This window comes from Roseovarius sp. BRH_c41, assembly GCF_000961715.1.
Classification (GTDB): Bacteria; Pseudomonadota; Alphaproteobacteria; order Rhodobacterales; family Rhodobacteraceae; genus Roseovarius.
Map to the genome: position 1 here is coordinate 1 of NZ_LADY01000029.1, position 15,653 is coordinate 15,653.

Below are 15,653 nucleotides of genomic sequence, written 5' to 3' on the forward strand. Positions count from 1 at the left end.
GGACGAGATCACCATCCTGCGCAGCTATTGGTTGACATGCCATCGGGATGTGCGCGCCATGCTGCGCGAACGCGCCGTGATGGAATTCATCAAGACCTCGATGCACAGCCGTCGGACGGATCTGATTCCGACAACCGGCTGATTTTACCCTGCTGACCACAAGACGCTGGACTTGGTTGAAGAAGCCATAAGGGGCGCCCATGAGCGCCCCTTATAAGTCGGTGAAGATGTGAATCGTGAGACCCGGAGAAGAGGCTCAGAGGATCTTCTGACCAGTCTTGTCCCAATCGGCCATAAAGGTCTTGAGCCCCTGATCGGTCAACGGATGCTCTGCCATTTTCTTGATCACGGACGGTGGGGCCGTCATCACGTCAGCGCCGATATATGCGGCCTGAAAGGCGTGGTTGACGGTGCGGATCGAGGCCGCGAGGATCTGGGTCTCGAACCCGTAATTGTCATAGATCGTGCGGATATCGGCGATCAGCTCCATCCCGTCGAGGTTGATGTCATCGAGCCGCCCGATGAAAGGGGAGATGAAGGTGGCCCCCGCCTTGGCCGCCAAGAGCGCCTGATTGGCCGAGAAGCAGAGCGTCACATTGACCATGTGCCCCTCGCCCGAGAGCACTTTGCACGCCTTGAGACCATCCCAGGTGAGCGGCACCTTGACGGCGATATTGCCCGCGATGGCGGCGAGTTTGCGCCCCTCGGCGATCATCTCGTCCGCGGTGAGGGCCACAACTTCGGCGCTGACCGGGCCATCGACCATTTCGGCGATCTCTTTGGTCACTTCGAGAATGTCGCGGCCTGACTTCAGGATGAGCGACGGGTTGGTGGTGACGCCGTCCACCATGCCAAGGTCATTGAGTTCGGCAATCTGATCGGTTTCGGCGGTATCGACAAAGAATTTCATGGGGTGGCCCTCTGTGGCGGGTTGGGTTTGCTTGCCGAAGCGTTTACCTCATAGGCACGCCCGCCGAAACCCCTCACGCGACAGGAGCCGCCCGTTGACCCAAGCCTTGCCCGACTTCTATCACGAGGGCGAGTTGGTGGCGGTGCTGACGGCGCAGCCATTGGACGGCCCGCTGGATTATCTGGCCCCTGAGGGTGGGGTCATGGCCGGGGCCTTTGTCGAGGTGCCGCTGGGGCCGCGCCGGGTGTTGGGTGTTGTCTGGGGGCCGGGCCGGGGTGGATTTGACCTGAAGAAGGCGCGCAGCATCGGCCGCGTGCTCGACGTGGCGCCGATGCGGGGCGAGATGCAGGAGTTTCTGCGCCGTGCCGGTGAGTATACGCTGACACCGCTGCCCGCGATGCTGCGGCTGGCGACGCGCGCGCCGGGGCTGAGCGACCCGCCCTCGATGCAAAAGATTTACCGGCTGGGGGATATGGAGCCTGCGCGCCTGACCGATGCCCGCGCGCGGGTGCTGGAGGTGCTGCGCGATCATGGCGGGCTTGGATTCACGCTCAAGGAGGTGAGCGATCTGGCGGGGGTGACATCCTCGGTGGTCAAAGGGTTGGTGGCGCAAGGGGCCGTGCTTGAGGAGGACACGCCGCGCGATACGCCCTTTGCCCGACTTGATCCCGACCTGCCCGCCAAGGCGCTGACCGAGGATCAGGCGACGGCGGCGCGGTCGCTCTGCGCGGGGCTGCGCGGGCAGGGCTATGGGACAACCCTGCTGCGCGGTGTGACCGGATCGGGTAAGACCGAAGTGTATCTGGAGGCTGTGGCCGAGGCATTGCGTCAAGGGGGGCAAGCGCTGGTGCTCTTGCCCGAGATTGCGTTGACGGCAGAGTTTCTGACGCGGGTCGAGGCGCGGTTTGGCGCGCGCCCGGCGGAATGGCATTCCGGCGTCACCATGACCGAGCGGCGGCGGGTTTGGAAAATGGTCGGGCAGGGGGGCGCACAGATGGTGGTGGGGGCGCGCTCTGCGCTGTTCCTGCCGTTTCAGAATCTGCGGTTGATCGTGGTCGATGAGGAACACGACAGCTCTTACAAACAAGAGGATGGCGCGCTCTATCATGCGCGCGATATGGCGGTTTTGCGTGCGAGCCTGTGTAGCGCGCGGGTGGTGCTGGCCTCGGCCACGCCAAGCCTTGAAAGCTGGGCCAATGCCGAAGCCGGGAAATACGAGCGGCTCGATCTGAACGCGCGGTTCGGCGTGGCAGTGATGCCGGAACTGGCGGCCATCGACATGCGGGCAGAAACATTGCCGTCGAATCGCTGGATTTCGCCCACCTTGCAGGCGGCGGTCAATGCGCGGGTGGCGGCGGGGGAGCAGGCGCTCTTGTTTCTCAACCGGCGCGGCTATGCGCCGACCACCATTTGCCGCGCCTGTGGGTATCAGATCGGATGCCTGCACTGCGACGCGCGCATGGTCGAGCATCGTTTTCAAAAGCGGTTGATGTGCCATCAATGCGGCGAGAGTGCCGCCATGCCCGAGGCCTGCCCATCGTGCGGGGTGGCGGGCAAGCTGGCGGCGGTCGGGCCGGGGGTAGAGCGGCTGGCAGAGGAAGCGGCGGCGCTCTTTCCGCAGGCGCGGATTGCGGTGCTGTCGTCGGACTTGTTCGGGTCTGCGCGCGCGTTGAAAGAGCAGATTGTCGAGATTGCCCAAGGCGCGGCTGACATCATCATCGGCACGCAACTTGTTGCAAAAGGTCATAATTTTCCGTTGCTCACCTTGGTGGGGGTGATTGATGCCGATCTGGGCTTGCAGGGCTCGGACCTGCGCGCCGCCGAGCGGACATTTCAATTGATGCGGCAGGTGGCGGGGCGTGCGGGACGCGCCGAGCGGGCGGGGCGGGCGCTCTTGCAGACGTTTCAGCCCGAGCATCCGGTCATTCGCGCCATTCTGGCAGGGGATGAAGAGGGGTTTTGGCGCGCCGAGGCCGAGGGGCGCAGGCAGGCGGGTGTGCCGCCCTATGGTCGGATGGCGGGGATCATCCTGTCGTCACCCGATATGCAGGCGGTGTTCGATCTGGGCGAGGCGCTGGCGCGGCGCGACGGACCCATTCGGGCGGTGGGAGCGCAGGTCTTTGGCCCGGCACCGGCACCGATTGCCCGTATCCGGGGGCGGCATCGGGTGCGCCTGCTGGTCAAGGCCCCCAAGGGCGCGACATTGCAGGCGGCGGTGTCTGAGTGGATTGCGCAGGTGCGGTTGCCCGCGCAAATGCGGCTGACGGTTGATATTGATCCGCAGAGTTTTTACTGAGGCTTTCTTGAAAAGAAAGTACGTCGAAATCTTTGCAAGATTTCGATTGGGCCATGGGCGCAGCCCCTCGCCAAGGCGGCATCTTGGGCGTAAAGGGAAAATATGAGACCACAGTTTCCCTTGGGCAGAGCGCAAGAGCTGCCATTCTGGCGCAGGCCTGTCACGCTGCTCTTTCTGATGGCTGCCGCGATGCCGGTGGCCTTTGCCACGTGGTCGGCGCTTCTCAATAATTTTGTGATCGAAGTGGCGGGGTTCAACGGCTCTGACATCGGCTGGCTGCACACGGTGCGGGAAATCCCCGGATTTCTGGCGATTGGTGTCATTGCGCTGATCCTCTTCATGCATGAGCAGGTGCTGGCGCTGGTGTCTTTGCTGCTGTTGGGGGTGGCGACCGCGATTACCGCGCATTTCCCGAGTTTGGGCGGGATTCTCACGATCACCATGCTCAGTTCCATCGGGTTTCACTATTTCGAGACGGTGAACCAATCGCTGCAATTGCAATGGTTGGATAAGTTGCGCGCGCCGCAGATGCTGGGCTGGCTGATGGCGGGGGGATCGGCGGCGACGCTGGTGGCCTATGTGCTCATTGTGCTGACATGGCAGGCCTTTGATCTGAGTTACAATTTTGTCTATCTCGTCTCGGGCGGGTTCACGGCTGTGGTGGCGGTGTTCTGCCTGATTGCCTATCCCCGGTTCGAGGCCCCCAATCCACAACTCAAGAAGATGGTACTGCGGCGGCGCTATTGGCTCTATTATGCGCTGCAATTCATGGCGGGCGCGCGGCGGCAGATTTTCATCGTCTTTGCAGGCTTCATGATGGTCGAGAAATTCGGCTTTGACGTGCATGAGGTGACGGCGCTCTTTCTCATCAACCTCGTGGTGAACATGATTTTCGCACCCCTGATGGGCAAGGCCGTGTTTCATTTCGGCGAGCGGCGCACGTTGCTGTTTGAATATGCTGGGCTGGCGATCGTGTTTCTGGCCTATGGCGGCATCTATTTCTTTGGTTGGGGCGTGGTGCTGGCGGCGACGCTCTATGTGATCGACCATATCCTGTTTTCGCTGGCTCTGGCGCTCAAGACCTATTTTCAGAAGATTGCCGATCCCGGCGATATTGCCCCGACCGCGGCCGTGGCCTTTACCATCAACCATATCGCGGCGGTGTTTCTGCCTGCGGCGCTGGGCTATTTATGGCTGGTGTCGCCTGCGGCGGTGTTTTTCGGGGCGGCGGGCATGGCGGGGGTGTCATTCGGCCTTGCGCTGTTGATCCCGCGCCATCCGGAACCGGGCAATGAGACGATCTTTGCGCAGTTTATGCCCGCCCCCGCCGAGTGATCCCGTTCTCCCGAAAAGGAAACTGCATGCCGACCTTTACCGCCCTCACGACCCTGCCCGGACGCGCCAATGCCGAGGCGCTGGCCGAAGCCTTGGAGCATCTGGAGCCGGAACCGACCGGCATCGGATCATTCGAGATGGAGGACGGATCGGGCCTGTGGGAGATTGGCGCCTATTTCGAGGCCGCCCCCGATGAGGTGGCGCTGGCGCTTTTGGCCAAGGTGCATGGGGCCAAGCCCTTTGTCATCTCGGAGTTGCCAGAGGTGGATTGGGTGGCCAAGGTACGCCGCGATTTGACTCCGGTCGTTGCGGGGCGGTTTTTTGTCTATGGCAGCCATGATGCCGACAAGGTGCCCGAGGATTGCGAGCCGCTTCTGATCGAGGCGGCGATGGCCTTTGGCACTGGGCACCACGGCACGACGCAGGGCTGTCTCAAGGCGCTGGACCGGCTGGCGGGCCAAGGCTTTGTCGGGCGCTCTGTGCTGGATCTGGGATGCGGCACGGCGGTTCTGGCGATGGCGGCGGCGCGGATCTGGCCCGGTGTCATGCTGGCCAGCGACATCGACGCGGTGGCGGTTGATGTGGCAAACGCCAATGTCACGGCAAATGCCCTTGAAGGCCGGGTCGAGTGTATCGAGGCCGAGGGGCTGGAGCATCCGCGCCTGAGCGCGGCAGCCCCCTATGATTTGGTGTTTGCCAATATCCTAAAGGGGCCGCTGATCCAGCTGGCACCGGGCATCACGGCGGCGCTGACGCCCGGGGGCAAGGTGATTCTCTCGGGTATTTTGAACGAGCAAGCGGATGAGGTTCGCGACGTTTACTGCGCGATTGGAAACAGTCTCGAGCATCGCGAAGAGATTGGTGACTGGACCACGCTGACCCTATCTAAAAGTCAATGAAAATGCGTCAGAATTAGGGCTAGCCAGAGGGTCTGCCTTGCTTTCGCCACATTTCGGGCATACCTTTTTCCTTATCGCGGTGGGGGTCGTGATAACGGGATGTCTCGATATGAGTGACGCATTTCAAGAGTTCGACGCGCGCCTCAAGACGATTGGCCGCAAACGGACAAAATTAGCGCGGGGCTATGTCAGCAAGGTCGACAAGGATGGGCTGATAATTTTTCGCCCAAAGCGTCGCAGATCCGGCATTCCGTTGCGCGGTCTGCTCTATATGTTTCTCGGGTTCATGTTCTTTAAGGCCGTGATCATCGCGCATCTCGGGCTGCCTCTCTACGGAGACCGCCTGTCACAACTTTCCCAAGGCAGCGTTGTCGAGCAGGCCGGGTCCGTTGTGATGCGGGCCGATCCGCTGAGCCTGACACTCGCGTCCTATCTGCGTCCGATCCTGCACTGAGGTTGCTCTGAGCGGTCTATAGTCGGCTCCAAAATGTAAAAAGCCCGCGCTGGCGATACCGGCGCGGGCTTTTTCATGGGGAGCGACGAAGGGTCAGACCTGACGCGCAACCAGGTCAATGTCGCCACGGCTCAGACCGATATCGTCAAGCTCGCGGTCCGACAGACGAGACAGTGCAGCGCGGGTGGCGCGACGCTCGTTCCATGCGGCAAGAACCGAAAATGCGCGGGAAAAGACTGCGCCGAAGCCGGCGTTCGTGGTGTGGGAGCGGGTGCTATCAAGAGCGGCCATGATTTTATTCCTGTGAATTGAGGGGACAGAGCATGTCTGTTTCTGAGTGGCAGGTAGTCCGGCAATTCCGTTCTCACAAGGCGAGTTTATTGCATAGTTCTTATGCGTTTTATGCATGGGTATAACTACGGGTAAGATACTTGTTTTTAAAAGATTTAATATTATCCCTGGATGACGCTACGTCCCAAGTAGCGACAATTCTGCAACGCAATGATGCCAAATCGGGCAGTTTGTGAACACGCATTCCGCTTGGTGCCTGTTCCCGTTTCGTGCTAATGCTGAAAAAAAGCGAAAAGGCAGGGCAGAGACATGCGGGTATTGGGCATTGATCCCGGGTTGCGAAACCTTGGCTGGGGCGTGATTGAGGTCGAGGGCAGCAGGCTCAGCCATGTGGCCAATGGGATCTGCCATTCCACCGGCCCGGATCTCGCGGCGCGGCTCTTGTCGCTCTATGAACAACTCACCGATATTCTGCACCGCTTTGATCCGCAGGCGGCGGCCGTCGAGCAGACCTTTGTCAACAAGGACGGGGCGGGGACGCTGAAACTGGGTCAGGCGCGGGGCATTGCCCTGTTGGTGCCCGCGCAATACGGGCTGACGGTCGGGGAATATTCGCCCAATACGGTCAAGAAAACAGTGGTTGGCGTGGGCCATGCCGCCAAGGAACAGGTGGCGCATATGGTCAAGGTGCAACTGCCCGGTGTCCTGCTGGCCGGGCCGGATGCGGCGGATGCGCTGGCGATTGCGATCTGTCACGCGCATCACGCGCGGTCCTCCGACATGCTGGCGCGGGCTGTGCAGAGGGCCAGCGCATGATCGGGCGGATCGCTGGGCGGATTGATTATCGCGGCACCGATCACGTGTTGATCGACGTGCGCGGCGTGGGCTATCTGGTCTATTGCTCTGAGCGGACGCTCTCGGCCCTGCCGGGTGTGGGGGGGATGGCGGCGCTCTATACAGATTTGCTGGTGCGCGAGGATCTCTTGCAGCTTTTCGGCTTTCCAACCCTGGTGGAAAAGGAATGGCACCGCTTGTTGATGAGCGTTCAGGGGGTAGGGGCCAAGGCCTCGCTCGCCATTCTGGGCGCATTGGGGCCCGAGGGTGTGGGCCGGGCGATTGCGATTGGGGATTGGCATTCGGTGACCGCGGCCAAAGGCATCGGGGCCAAGACCGCACAACGCGTGGTCAATGAGTTGAAGGACAAGGCGCCCTTGATTATGGCGATGGGGGCCGCCCCGCCCCCCGCGCAGGACGCGGGCGAAGTGATCGAAACAGGGCCGATACAGATTGCCCCCGTACACGCCCCGACCGATCCCGGCGCGCAGGCCGAGGCGCTGTCGGCGCTGACCAATCTGGGCTATTCCCCCGGCGAGGCGGCGGGCGCTGTGGCGCAGGTCGCGGGTGAGATGCCAGAGGCCGCCACTGCCGATCTGATCCGCGCCGCCCTGCGGCGGCTGGCACCGAAGGGGTAATTTATGGCCGAACCAGACCCGACATTGCGCGGCGCGGCCTTGCCCGAGGATCAGGACCGGAGCCTGCGGCCACAGGCGCTGTCAGAGTTCATCGGCCAAAAGGAAGCGCGGGCCAATCTGGCAGTTTTTATCCAATCCGCCCGGCAGCGCGGCGATGCGATGGATCACACGCTGTTTCATGGCCCCCCCGGTCTGGGCAAGACGACGCTGGCACAGATCATGGCGCGCGAATTGGGGGTGGGATTTCGCATGACCTCTGGCCCGGTGCTGGCCAAGGCCGGGGATCTGGCGGCGATCCTGACCAATCTGGAGCGCAACGACGTGCTCTTTATCGACGAAATTCACCGACTCAACCCGGCGGTGGAAGAGGTCCTATATCCGGCGATGGAGGATTTCGAGCTGGATCTGGTGATCGGCGAGGGGCCAGCGGCGCGCACCGTGCGGATCGAATTGCAGCCCTTCACACTGGTCGGGGCGACGACGCGGCTGGGTCTTTTGACCACGCCCCTGCGCGACCGCTTTGGCATTCCCACGCGGCTGCAATTCTACGAAATTGACGAGTTGCACGAAATCGTGACGCGCAACGCAAAGCTCTTGAACATCCCCACCGACACCGAGGGCGCGCGCGAAATTGCCCGCCGCGCGCGCGGCACGCCGCGCATTGCCGGGCGTTTGCTGCGCCGGGTGGTGGATTTCGCCGTGGTCGAGGGTGGCGGCAAGATCAGCCGCGCGCTGGCAGACAGTTCGCTGACGCGGCTGGGGGTGGATCATCTGGGGCTTGACGGCGCCGACCGGCGCTATCTGCGCCTGATTGCCGAGGCCTATCAGGGCGGGCCGGTGGGGATCGAGACCTTATCAGCCGCATTGTCCGAGAGCCGCGATGCGCTGGAAGAGGTGATCGAGCCGTTTCTCCTGCAACAAGGCCTGATCCAACGCACGCCGCGTGGACGGATGCTAGCGCAGGGCGGCTGGGCGCATCTGGGGCTGGCTGCACCGGGGCCAAAGGGGCAGAGTGATCTGTTTGAGAGTGGCAAATGATGTCCGGGGAGGGTGGAGGCATGGGGCCGGAGCATAGAGGCGCGACAGGATTGGCGGTCTGGGGAAGTTTTTTGGTAGTGAAAGTGGTGCCGTTTTTTCGTGAGAGCGAGGTTTTCGTGGAGAGACTTACGACGTTCGAGCAGTCAATTGAGGCGCATCAAAATGGCTAAGCGGGCCTTTGCGCGTTTTTTGAGTGTAACGGTTTTCATGATTGTCTCGTACACCCACGTGGGGCTTGCCCAAGGCTTAGATGTATCGGAAAGGGAATCAGATTTTCAGTATCGGATACAGCGTCCTGCAGGGGTACTGTTGAAAAATTGTATGCAAAACTATGAAGACCTTCCCTGTAAATATTACGCCTATGCATACGTTCTTCGCGCTGGTGGCCAACCGATTTCAGATCTGGAAATGCTCCAGAATATACTCCCTCCTATAGGAGATTTTCCTATTCCTTTAAGGAATAGAATTCTGCCGCAATATGAACTGGCGACATCGTACTGCACGCAACTGGATCAAGCTGTGTTGCTGCGAAGCCTTACCTTTTCCAAGGACCGAAAGTACTTATCCGCCAGTATTGTGCCCGAAGAAATTGAACATTGCTTTTCCGGTTATGATCGAGGCTCTGCAAAATTGCCAAGAAACTACCTTCTGATGGATGATGAAAAGATTTTTGCCCGTGTGGAGTGTTCTACCCATGAGGCCGTTCCCAATCCGACATGTCAGCTTACGGCGTATCCAAGCTCAGGAAATTTTCGCATCGAGATTGGCCCATTCCCCAAGAGGAACCTGCGTATTCTCATCTTGAACGCACAGTTGATCATTCAGGAGTTCATCGACGAGGTGCCGATTGAATTCCCAGATGATTTTGTCTGGACGCAACCACCTAGGTTAGTTCGTATTTCAGAAACTTCAGAAATTGCAATTTCCCTCTCGGAGGAGAAATTGAAATGATAGGGCTGTCCGGCTGGTGGCCATTGACTACACGGGAGACGAGGTGATTGTACCGTAGGTCTTGCAACAGGGCCAAAGAGGCAGAGTGATCCATCCGAAGGTTGAAGCGCTGGGGGCGGGTGTTTGATCTGAGTATTTTTTGGCAAGAAAAGCCGGGTTTACGAGAAGTGGCACGGGTTGATAGATGGGCGCAAAATTCGGAGACCTGCCCATGAGCGACACCCTGACCCCCGACGAGATCGCAGCGCTGTTTACCCGCGCGGATGGCGAATTCCTCTTTGCCCGCTGGGGGCGGCCCATCGTGCCAGTTGTGTTTGGCACGGAGGACGCGACCTTGAGCGTGATCAAGGGCGCGGTCGAGGCGGTGGTGGCGCTGTCCGGGCATCAAATGGCCGAGACCGATCCGGAACTGGGCGCGAACCTCATGCTCTTTTTCTTTCGCGACTGGCAGGAATTGCCCGAGGTGCCGGGGCTGGATCGGCTGATCCCCGATCTTGGCCCGCTGGTGGCCAAGCTTGAGGCGGCGGAGGCTAATCAATACCGGATTTTCCGCTTTGATACGGAGGGGGCGATCCGGGCCTGCTTTGTGTTCCTGCGGATGGACGCGCATCTGAGCGCTGTGCCCGCTGAAACATTGGCGCTGAGCCAGATCGTGCAGAGCATGGTTTTATGGTCGGACCGGGCGTTTCAGGACCGCTCGGCGCTGGCCGTGCTGCCGGGGGGCGATGTTGTGCTGCGGCCCGAGATCGGGGCGTTGATCCGGGCCGGGTATGACCCGGTCTTACCGCCGGTCAGTCAGGATGCGAGCCATGCGCTGCGGCTGGCAGCGCGGATCGGTCAGGCCGGGGCGCACTGAGCCTGCAAAGGCGGCAGCCCAGTGGAAACGTCTTGACCGAATCTGCCAGAATAGCCTTAGTACCCCCATTATCTGGGGAAGTTTGTATGAGAAGCGCTATTTGTGGGGGTGTGTTGCTGGTCGCCGCAGCCTTGGGTGGGCAGGCCGAGGCGCAGGGCTGCGGGGGCAGCTATGTGGTCCAGACCGGCGAAACCCTGTCGATGATCGCCGAGCGCTACTATCAGGATGCGGGCAAGTGGACGGTGATCCAATCGTCCAATCTGGATCAGATCGGCAGTGACCCCAACACGGTCCGGGCCGGGATGCGATTGCACCTGCGTTGTATCAATGGTCTGCCCGTCGGATTGGACGCAGCGACCTCCGTGACGGTAAAGCCCGAAAAAGCAACCTCCGCGGCTCGGGCGGTCGCCGGCGACATGGCGCCCGGGCAGGACAGGATCACTATTCTCACTGGCAGCGATCTGTGGCCCTTTGCCGACAAGTCCCTGCCCGAAGGCGGTATGCTGACTGAGGTCGTGCGCGCGGCGATGGGGGCGGCAAACCCTGCGCAGGGCTTTGCCATCCACTGGATAGATGACTGGTCCGCGCATCAGGACCCGCTCCTGTCCAATCGGCTCCTTGATATTGGTTTTCCCTGGCCCAAGCCGGATTGCACCACGGCCCCAGAGGTTTACGGCTGTGTCAACCTGCTGTTCTCTGCCCCGATGTTCGAGGTGCTGATCCTGCTCTTTGTGGACAGAACGCGCCCCATCTCCTTTCACTCAGCGGCGGATCTTCAGGGCAAGACGCTCTGTCAGCCTGCGGGCCTTGATACTGCCCTCTTCGAACAGCAGGGCCGCAACTGGTTAGAGGCGGGAGTGATCACGCTCAAGACGCCGGCAACGGCGGAGGCCTGCCTGAGCATGCTGGTGGAGGGCACGGTTGACGGTGTGGTCCTCAACGAGTTTCAGGGTCGGCGCAAGGTCAAGGATCTGGGGCTGGAGGACCGCGTCATGGTGGCCGATGGTCAGCCGATCTCGGTTGATGGTGCCCATATGGTCGTGCATAAGTCGCACCCGGATGGCCAAGCGCTGCTTGCCATGTTCAACAGAGGTCTGGAAGAAATCCGGGCCAACGGCACCTATCAACAGATCATTGATGCCCATATGACCCGCGTCTGGGCGGGGCTCTGAGGGATGCGGGGCTGGTTCGCAGGCTGGGCTCTGGCGTTTGGCCTGATACTGCCGGGTGGCGCGCAGGCGCTCTGTGACGTGACATATCGCGTGCAACCCGGCGATACGCTAACCTCAATTGCCACCGTGCATTACGAGGATGCCGATCAGTGGACGCTGATCTATTACGCCAATGGCGCCGCTGTCGCGGGTCAGGCGCAGATCCTCGTGGCGGGGAGCGAGGTCTATATTCCCTGTCCGGCGCAGAGTCCTGATCCCGGTGCCACGCCGCTCTTGCAGCGCGGCGCGGAATTGACCTTGCTCACCGCCGGAGGGGATGCGCCCTTTGTTGATCAGGACTGGCCGGGTGGGGGCATGGTCACGGAATTGGTCAATGCGGCGCTGGAGCTGAGCCCCTCGCCCGTGTCCTATGAAATCGTGTGGGAGGCAGAGCGCAGCCAGTCTCTGGAGCCGCTTTTGGGGCAGACGCGCTATGATATGGGCTTTCCCTGGATCAAGCCCGATTGCGCCATGACACCAGAGGTGACGCTCTGCACAGAGTTTCATTTTTCTGACCCCGTGATGGACCTGCCGGTGATGCTGTTCCGGCGGGCCGACCGTGAATTTGCCTATTCACAGGATGCCGATATTCTGGGCACGCGGCTCTGCCGTCCGGCGGGTCGCTTTATCCATGATCTCGACCGGGCCGACCGGCGCTGGCTGGCGGAGGGCAAGATCAGCCTGACCCAGCCCGGCAGCCCCGAGGAATGCTTTGCCCTCTTGATGGCGGGGGCGGTCGATGCGGTGAGCCTTGACGTCTTTGAGGGCGCGGCCAAGATCGTGGCCATGGGCCTGCGCGGACAGGTGGTGCCGGTCGATCAGCCGCTCTCGCGTGAGGCGCTCTATGCGGTGATTTCCAAGACCCATTGGCGCGGCACCACGCATCTCTACCGGCTCAATGCCGGACTCGCCAAGCTGAGCGAGAGCGGGCGCTATGGCGAGATTGTCCAGCGGCATCTGGCGCTGTTCTGGGACGCGTTGAAATAGGCCGAGGTGGTATGCCCCGTGGCTGGCGGGGCATTGTGAGTATTTGAAGAACGATGAAAGCTGCTCTCAGAGCCCCTCGAAGGCGCAGAGCGTGTGGACCTCCATGCCCATGTCGGTCAGGCGTTTGTGGCCGCCCAGGTCAGGCAGATCGACCACGAAAGCGCAGCCGGTGATGATCCCGCCCAGCCGCTCAATCAGGCGAATACCGGCCGCCGCCGTGCCGCCGGTGGCCAAGAGGTCGTCGACCAGTAGCACCCGCTCGCCGGGTTGGATGGCGTCATCGTGGATTTCGACAACGGCCTCGCCATACTCGAGCTGATAGTCTTCCGAGATCACCGCGCCGGGCAGCTTGCCCTTTTTGCGGATCGGCACAAAGCCCACCGAGAGCTGATGCGCGATGGCACCGCCAAGGATGAAGCCGCGCGCCTCGAGCCCTGCCACCTTGTCGATGGGCTGGCCTGCGTAGGGGTGCAGCATCTGGTCGATGGCCATGCGAAACCCGCGCGGATCGGCAAAGAGCGTGGTCACATCGCGAAAGAGAATACCCTCATGCGGGAAATCGACGATGGTGCGGATATAGTCGCGGACGGCTTTGATGGGCGGCATGGCGTGGCTCCGGCTGGCTGCGGCAGGGTTGTGGCTCAGGGCGCGCGTGGGCGCAAGCGCTCAGTGCGTGGTGCGATAGAGGGCGATGACCTCGGTCAGGGTGCTGATGGCCCAGAGGGTAAGGCCAAAGACCACGATGCAAAGGAGGAAATTGAGGGCCGATTGGGCCAGCTGAGCAAGCCGCCCCTCCGGATTGCCGAGAAAGGCGATTTCAGGCCGCAAAAGAAAGCGCGAGGCGATATAGCCAAAGAGCAGCGCCGAGAGACACCAATAGGTGACGGTGAGGATGGGCTGATCATTGGTGCGCGCCAGATAGCTGGCAAAGCCCACCACCAGAACCCAGCGGATGACCTGAAATATCTCATCGGTGAGCGCCTCAAACCGGCGGCCCATGGCATAGCGCCAGTTTTGATCGGTGAGTTTGTCGATGAGATGTGCCATGCCCCTGTTGTGGGCATGGCGCGCGCGGGCGTCCAGTGGTGTGACAGCCCACGCGCGAAGAGTTGAGCAGGTGCGATCAGCCCAGCACCCGCCCCGCCACCGCATCGAGCCGCGCCATAAGCGTAGGGTCGCGTTTCTCGGGGGCGGTGATCAGGGCAAAATCGAGTGCCCGGTCACAGCCATGCGGGCAAGGCGCGCGGTCGGGGCCGAGCAGCGCGGGCAGGCGGCGCACCATGTTGCGGCCCTTGTCGGCATTGCCGGTGAGGGTGGCAATGATGGCGGTGATATCGACCGCGCCGTGATCCGGATGCCAGCTATCATAGTCGGTGATCATGGCGACGGAGGCGTAGCAGAGTTCCGCCTCGCGGGCGAGCTTGGCCTCGGGCATGCCGGTCATGCCGATGACGTCGCAGCCCCAGACAGTGCGGTAGAGTTTCGACTCGGCCAGCGTCGAGAATTGCGGGCCTTCCATGGCAAGATAGGTGCCGCCGCGATGCACGGTGATGCCTGCATCCTCTGCTGCCGCCTCACAGGCGTCCGACAGGCGCGGACATGTGGGATGCGCCACGCTGACATGGGCCACGCAGCCGGGACCGAAGAAGGATTTCTCGCGTGCAAACGTGCGGTCGATGTATTGATCCACGATCAGAAAGTCGCCCGGTGCCAGATCCTCGCGGAAGGAACCGCAGGCCGAGACGCTGATGACATCCGTGACGCCCAGACGCTTGAGCGCGTCGATATTGGCGCGGTAGGGGACGGAAGAGGGGCTATGCACATGGCCGCGCCCGTGGCGGGGGAGAAAGGCCATCGGCACCCCGTCGAGCGTGCCAGTCAGGATTGCATCCGAGGGCGCGCCCCATGGAGTCTCAACCGAGCGCCATTCGGCCTCTTGCAGCCCGTCAATCTCATAAAGCCCGGAACCGCCGATCACCCCGATCATGGTCTGCGTCATATGCTGCTGTCCTGTCTGATGCCCCTTGCGCTCATGGTTACGACGGTTCGCGGCAAATGAAAATGCCCGCGCGGTCCGTGATCCACGCGGGCGGCTTGCCTGTCATCCCCGGCAGGCAGGCAAAGTGGCGACGGGTGTCAGCCCAGCATCGCCACGACCTCTTCAGTGCTCCAGACGGCGTTGGCCATGTAGCGGAAGTTGATCAGCGCCGCGAGATAGCCATCGCCTTCGGGCAGCATGGCGGCGGCGGTAGCGTCCTTGATCACAGCCACCTCAAAGCCCTGCTCCAGCAATTCACGCATATGGCTCTCGGTGCAGAGATTGGCGGACATGCCCGCAAGGATCACCTGATCAATGCCCCGCTTGCGCAGTTGCAGGGCTAGGTCATTATGCTCGGGCCCGTAGAGTTTATGCGGCGACGAGACAATGGTCTTGCCATCATGGATATAGGGTTTGTAAAGATCGAGGAAATCGGCGCCGGAGCCTTCGAAGCCGTCCAGCGACAGTGGGTCCTTGCGGTCGAACATGCCGATCTTGTGCATCAGTTTTTCGAGCGCGCCTTCGAATTTCCAGCCATGATCGGTGGGGTAGTAGTAATGCGGCGACACGGCGACCGTGATGCCCGCAGCCTTGGCCGCTTTGAACAGGCTCTCGATATTGGCGACGGTGTTGTGACGCTCGACGCTGGCGCCGACCACGCCCCAAGTGACGCCATTGGGGCTGAGAAAATCGTTTTGCGGGTCGGTAACCACTAGGGCGACACGGGCGAGGTCGATTTTCATGTCGCTGGGCGGAAGGGCTGGCTCTGCCGGCTCCGCGTAGGGATTGTCCTGCGCCTGTGCGCCGGTGGCGGCAAGGCCGGTCGCGGCGGCGGCAAGGGCCACAGTGCCGGTCAGCGCCTGACGGCGGGTGAGGGTCTTATCGTGGTTGTGATCGGGGCAATTGCACATGGTC

Annotated in this window: 17 protein-coding genes; 11 read left to right on the forward strand and 6 right to left on the reverse strand. The window is 61.6% G+C overall.

The genetic code is table 11. The features are described 5' to 3' along the window. Positions 1–256: 256 nt before the first annotated feature. Positions 257–910 (reverse strand): fructose-6-phosphate aldolase, encoded by a 654-nt coding sequence (fsa, locus tag VR71_RS09845; protein ID WP_045683435.1) that lies wholly within the window; start codon positions 908–910, stop codon positions 257–259. A gap of 94 nt (positions 911–1,004) precedes the next feature. Here fsa and VR71_RS09850 point away from each other — a divergent pair, with 94 nt between their 5' ends. The 4 genes from VR71_RS09850 to VR71_RS09865 all read left to right on the forward strand — a co-directional run bounded on the left by VR71_RS09850 (position 1,005) and on the right by VR71_RS09865 (position 5,894). Continuing rightward, positions 1,005–3,206 carry a primosomal protein N' gene (locus VR71_RS09850; protein WP_296430149.1) on the forward strand — a complete coding sequence of 734 codons (2,202 nt, stop codon included), beginning with the start codon at positions 1,005–1,007 and terminating at the stop codon, positions 3,204–3,206. A 102-nt stretch (positions 3,207–3,308) separates the two neighbouring features. After that, on the forward strand, positions 3,309–4,541 hold the full coding sequence (locus tag VR71_RS09855; protein WP_040650744.1) for an MFS transporter: 1,233 nt from the start codon (positions 3,309–3,311) through the stop codon (positions 4,539–4,541). 26 nt (positions 4,542–4,567) lie between these two features. After that, positions 4,568–5,440, forward strand: a complete 873-nt coding sequence (locus tag VR71_RS09860; protein ID WP_009819310.1) for a 50S ribosomal protein L11 methyltransferase — start codon at positions 4,568–4,570, stop codon at positions 5,438–5,440. Between the two features lie 109 nt (positions 5,441–5,549). After that, positions 5,550–5,894, forward strand: coding sequence for a hypothetical protein (locus tag VR71_RS09865; protein WP_009819309.1), 345 nt, complete (start codon positions 5,550–5,552; stop codon positions 5,892–5,894). 93 nt (positions 5,895–5,987) lie between these two features. Here VR71_RS09865 and VR71_RS09870 read toward each other — a convergent pair whose 3' ends face one another. Beyond that, entirely contained in the window at positions 5,988–6,185 is a 198-nt protein-coding gene (locus VR71_RS09870; protein ID WP_045683437.1) for a DUF1127 domain-containing protein, read from the reverse strand. Positions 6,186–6,494: 309 nt separating this feature from the next. On the opposite strand from VR71_RS09870, the gene ruvC reads away from it, so the two are divergent. The 7 genes from ruvC to VR71_RS09905 all read left to right on the forward strand — a co-directional run bounded on the left by ruvC (position 6,495) and on the right by VR71_RS09905 (position 12,700). After that, complete coding sequence (gene ruvC / locus VR71_RS09875; RefSeq protein WP_045683439.1) at positions 6,495–7,001, forward strand: crossover junction endodeoxyribonuclease RuvC; 507 nt, start codon at positions 6,495–6,497, stop codon at positions 6,999–7,001. Continuing rightward, entirely contained in the window at positions 6,998–7,657 is a 660-nt protein-coding gene (gene ruvA, locus VR71_RS09880) for a Holliday junction branch migration protein RuvA (protein ID WP_009819306.1), read from the forward strand. Before ruvC ends, ruvA begins: the two co-directional genes overlap by 4 nt. Positions 7,658–7,660: 3 nt before the next feature. Further along, a complete protein-coding gene (ruvB, locus tag VR71_RS09885; protein WP_009819305.1) occupies positions 7,661–8,695 on the forward strand; it encodes a Holliday junction branch migration DNA helicase RuvB in 1,035 nt (344 codons plus the stop codon). A 162-nt stretch (positions 8,696–8,857) separates the two neighbouring features. Beyond that, entirely contained in the window at positions 8,858–9,646 is a 789-nt protein-coding gene (locus VR71_RS24835) for a hypothetical protein (RefSeq protein WP_296430152.1), read from the forward strand. A gap of 184 nt (positions 9,647–9,830) precedes the next feature. Beyond that, positions 9,831–10,502 (forward strand): hypothetical protein, encoded by a 672-nt coding sequence (locus VR71_RS09895; RefSeq protein WP_296430154.1) that lies wholly within the window; start codon positions 9,831–9,833, stop codon positions 10,500–10,502. Between the two features lie 86 nt (positions 10,503–10,588). Beyond that, positions 10,589–11,674, forward strand: a complete 1,086-nt coding sequence (locus tag VR71_RS09900; protein ID WP_045683446.1) for a transporter substrate-binding domain-containing protein — start codon at positions 10,589–10,591, stop codon at positions 11,672–11,674. A 3-nt stretch (positions 11,675–11,677) separates the two neighbouring features. Then, on the forward strand, positions 11,678–12,700 hold the full coding sequence (locus VR71_RS09905; protein WP_045683448.1) for a transporter substrate-binding domain-containing protein: 1,023 nt from the start codon (positions 11,678–11,680) through the stop codon (positions 12,698–12,700). A gap of 66 nt (positions 12,701–12,766) precedes the next feature. On the opposite strand, the gene VR71_RS09910 is transcribed toward VR71_RS09905, so the two are convergent. The 4 genes from VR71_RS09910 to VR71_RS09925 all read right to left on the reverse strand — a co-directional run bounded on the left by VR71_RS09910 (position 12,767) and on the right by VR71_RS09925 (position 15,649). Beyond that, on the reverse strand, positions 12,767–13,306 hold the full coding sequence (locus VR71_RS09910; RefSeq protein WP_009819299.1) for an adenine phosphoribosyltransferase: 540 nt from the start codon (positions 13,304–13,306) through the stop codon (positions 12,767–12,769). Between the two features lie 60 nt (positions 13,307–13,366). Continuing rightward, on the reverse strand, positions 13,367–13,747 hold the full coding sequence (locus VR71_RS09915) for a hypothetical protein (RefSeq protein WP_009819298.1): 381 nt from the start codon (positions 13,745–13,747) through the stop codon (positions 13,367–13,369). A gap of 76 nt (positions 13,748–13,823) precedes the next feature. Then, entirely contained in the window at positions 13,824–14,699 is an 876-nt protein-coding gene (locus tag VR71_RS09920) for an S-methyl-5'-thioadenosine phosphorylase (protein ID WP_045683449.1), read from the reverse strand. A gap of 137 nt (positions 14,700–14,836) precedes the next feature. Continuing rightward, positions 14,837–15,649, reverse strand: a complete 813-nt coding sequence (locus tag VR71_RS09925; protein ID WP_009819296.1) for a cysteine hydrolase — start codon at positions 15,647–15,649, stop codon at positions 14,837–14,839. Between the last annotated feature and the right edge of the window lie 4 nt (positions 15,650–15,653).

Coding starts and splice junctions, on each gene's coding strand:
- fsa (WP_045683435.1), bottom strand. CDS start 910: ATGAAATTCTTTGTCGATACCGCCGAAACCGATCAGATTGCCGAACTC.
- VR71_RS09855 (WP_040650744.1), top strand. CDS start 3,309: ATGAGACCACAGTTTCCCTTGGGCAGAGCGCAAGAGCTGCCATTCTGG.
- VR71_RS09860 (WP_009819310.1), top strand. CDS start 4,568: ATGCCGACCTTTACCGCCCTCACGACCCTGCCCGGACGCGCCAATGCC.
- VR71_RS09865 (WP_009819309.1), top strand. CDS start 5,550: ATGAGTGACGCATTTCAAGAGTTCGACGCGCGCCTCAAGACGATTGGC.
- VR71_RS09870 (WP_045683437.1), bottom strand. CDS start 6,185: ATGGCCGCTCTTGATAGCACCCGCTCCCACACCACGAACGCCGGCTTC.
- ruvC (WP_045683439.1), top strand. CDS start 6,495: ATGCGGGTATTGGGCATTGATCCCGGGTTGCGAAACCTTGGCTGGGGC.
- ruvA (WP_009819306.1), top strand. CDS start 6,998: ATGATCGGGCGGATCGCTGGGCGGATTGATTATCGCGGCACCGATCAC.
- ruvB (WP_009819305.1), top strand. CDS start 7,661: ATGGCCGAACCAGACCCGACATTGCGCGGCGCGGCCTTGCCCGAGGAT.
- VR71_RS24835 (WP_296430152.1), top strand. CDS start 8,858: ATGGCTAAGCGGGCCTTTGCGCGTTTTTTGAGTGTAACGGTTTTCATG.
- VR71_RS09895 (WP_296430154.1), top strand. CDS start 9,831: ATGGGCGCAAAATTCGGAGACCTGCCCATGAGCGACACCCTGACCCCC.
- VR71_RS09900 (WP_045683446.1), top strand. CDS start 10,589: ATGAGAAGCGCTATTTGTGGGGGTGTGTTGCTGGTCGCCGCAGCCTTG.
- VR71_RS09905 (WP_045683448.1), top strand. CDS start 11,678: ATGCGGGGCTGGTTCGCAGGCTGGGCTCTGGCGTTTGGCCTGATACTG.
- VR71_RS09910 (WP_009819299.1), bottom strand. CDS start 13,306: ATGCCGCCCATCAAAGCCGTCCGCGACTATATCCGCACCATCGTCGAT.
- VR71_RS09915 (WP_009819298.1), bottom strand. CDS start 13,747: ATGGCACATCTCATCGACAAACTCACCGATCAAAACTGGCGCTATGCC.
- VR71_RS09920 (WP_045683449.1), bottom strand. CDS start 14,699: ATGACGCAGACCATGATCGGGGTGATCGGCGGTTCCGGGCTTTATGAG.
- VR71_RS09925 (WP_009819296.1), bottom strand. CDS start 15,649: ATGTGCAATTGCCCCGATCACAACCACGATAAGACCCTCACCCGCCGT.